The organism is Salegentibacter sp. (assembly GCF_041642575.1).
Classification (GTDB): Bacteria; Bacteroidota; Bacteroidia; order Flavobacteriales; family Flavobacteriaceae; genus Salegentibacter.
Genome location: NZ_JBEPWD010000127.1, coordinates 2,312 through 4,709, shown reverse-complemented (window position 1 = coordinate 4,709; position 2,398 = coordinate 2,312). Strand labels below are relative to the sequence as shown.

2 protein-coding genes and 1 pseudogene are annotated in these 2,398 nt (G+C 41.8%); 2 read left to right on the top strand and 1 reads right to left on the bottom strand.

The genetic code is table 11. The features are described from left to right. Positions 1–221 (bottom strand): Hsp70 family protein (locus tag ACESK1_RS12150; protein ID WP_372920447.1); only part of this gene is annotated, 221 nt, incomplete at its 3' end. 212 nt (positions 222–433) lie between these two features. Here ACESK1_RS12150 and ACESK1_RS12145 point away from each other — a divergent pair. Beyond that, on the top strand, positions 434–1,867 hold the full coding sequence (locus tag ACESK1_RS12145; RefSeq protein WP_372920446.1) for an L-serine ammonia-lyase: 1,434 nt from the start codon (positions 434–436) through the stop codon (positions 1,865–1,867). A 106-nt stretch (positions 1,868–1,973) separates the two neighbouring features. Beyond that, positions 1,974–2,398: pseudogene (locus ACESK1_RS12140) on the top strand (CPBP family intramembrane glutamate endopeptidase); the annotation flags it as partial.

The window sequence follows — 2,398 nt, the reverse complement described above, 5'->3', positions numbered from 1 at the left end:
CCCATAAAACGCTTGATAGACGCTACAGTTTTTTCAGGGTTGGTTACAGCCTGACGCTTTGCAGGATCTCCTACTTTTATTTCGCCGCCTTCCACAAAGGCAATTACAGAAGGCGTAGTTCTCTTACCTTCGGCATTAGGTATTACCGTTGGCTCGTTTCCTTCCATTACGGCAACGCACGAGTTGGTAGTACCTAAGTCAATTCCAATTATTTTACTCATAACTTTATACGTTGAATTTTATATTTATTAGATTCTTTTTGTGTTCGGAGTGTTAAAGTCAATCATTATGCCAGCAGAAAACTTCTGACAGGATGTCACTTTATCCTAAAAGCCTTGCCAAATCTGCGTTACGAAATCGTTGTAAACTTTCCTTATTAAGCTATGCTGAAGCCTGACAAATCCCTATTTTTGCACTCAAATATTTGCTCTGAATGCGAAAAATCGAATGTATTAGCGTTTTTGATATGCTGAAGGTGGGCGTTGGCCCATCCAGCTCTCACACCCTTGGTCCCTGGCGTGCCGCCCAGCGTTTTATTGCTGAATTAAAGAAAAAAGGCTGTTTCGAACAGGTTGAACAAATTCATATAGACCTTTATGGTTCACTTTCCTTAACCGGAAGAGGTCATGCTACCGATATCGCCACTTTGTTAGGGCTTTTAGGCCACGACCCCGTGACTATGGACATTAACCTTATCGAGCCTGAAATGGAAAAAATAAGGAGGGAAAACAGCTTGCTACTCAATGGCGAGTTTCCTATTAATTTCAGTACGGAAACTGACATTAAATTCAACCGGAAATTCCTGGAATTCCATCCAAACGGAATGACATTTAGAGCAAGTCTTTCCAACGGAAAAAAATACTCCTCTTCTTTCTATTCCATTGGCGGTGGTTTTGTGGTAAAAAAAGAACGGAAGAATGCCAGCAAAAAAATGCAAAGTTTTTTGGAGTTCCCATTTCCTATAGAAAAAGGAACAGAACTTCTCAAATATTGTAAAGAGCAAAACAAGAGTATTTCAGAAATAGTTTTGGAAAATGAAAGGTCGCTTCGCAGCGATGAAGAAATAGATGCCAATCTGCGCCAGATATGGGATGTGATGCTGGATTCAATGTACGTAGGCTGTCATACTGAAGGCATCCTTCCCGGGGGATTAAATGTTAAACGCCGCTCCTTTGAGATGCATCAGCGCCTCATAGGCGACGAGCAATATTCCAATGCGGAAGAATGGATTACAGCCATAAGAAGGACTGAAGTGAAATTTCGCCAGATCCTTAAATGGGTTAGTTGTTTCGCTTTTAGTGTGAACGAGGTAAATGCCTCTCTGGGCCGTGTGGTAACTGCTCCCACCAACGGTAGCGCCGGAACCGTTCCCGCCGTAATGATGTATTATATGGTGATCGAAAATCACCAGGCTACTTTTGAAGACCTGAAACGCTTTATGCTGGTAGCCGGAGAAGTTGGTAGTTTATTTAAAAAAGGAGCTACCATTTCTGCTGCCATGGGCGGTTGCCAGGCTGAAATTGGAGTTTCATCAGCAATGGCCGCAGCCGGCTTAACCGATCTTCTGGGAGGTACTCCCGAGCAATCCCTTATGGCTGCCGAGATCGCGATGGAACATCACCTTGGCCTTACCTGCGACCCAATCGCGGGATTGGTTCAGGTGCCTTGTATCGAAAGAAACTCTATGGGTGCGATTAAAGCCATAAATGCTGCTGAAATCGCGTTGGAAAGTGATGCCAGTAAGGCAAAGGTACCACTGGATAAAGTGATTGAAACGATGTGGGATACCGCAAAAGATATGAATTCAAAATATAAAGAAACCTCAGAAGGCGGACTGGCCGTAAAGGTTAGCCTGAGTGATTGTTAAGGGCATCCCCCTGGCTCCCTCCGAAGGAGGGAGAAACCAAAATTAATATTTGTGAATTCGTGGCATAAACCTCAAACAGTTTTAAATTGCAGTAAAAATTAAAATCTTGCAGTTACTAAAACTATCCCCCAAGACCAGAAACCTGTTTCGCAATTATTGGTTAATGCTGGGATCTTATTTTTTATTCTTTTTTCTGCTTGGTTTTCTTACTACCGTAATTCCTTCAATAGATCTCGAAAAATATCAGCAAACCGAGCTCTTTAATTTTATGAATGAGAGTCCGCTGGCTTTCATAATTATGGCTGTTGTAATAGCTCCGGTGCTGGAAGAAAGTCTTTTTCGAAGTCTGATAAAACCCAGTCTTAGCGATATCTATATTTTTATTTGTGCGGTTTTAAGTTTTATAGCCCTTGCATTTATTCCTGCGGAAGCAAATTCTATTTTAAAATACAGTTTGGTGGTACTTTCAGCATTTTTGCTGTTTCTATTCTTCCTGGCCCTGAAACCATCACGATTTTTAAGAAAATTCAG

Excerpts from the sequence above, each read along its gene's own strand:
- ACESK1_RS12145 (WP_372920446.1), top strand. The coding sequence starts at position 434 with ATGCGAAAAATCGAATGTATTAGCGTTTTTGATATGCTGAAGGTGGGC.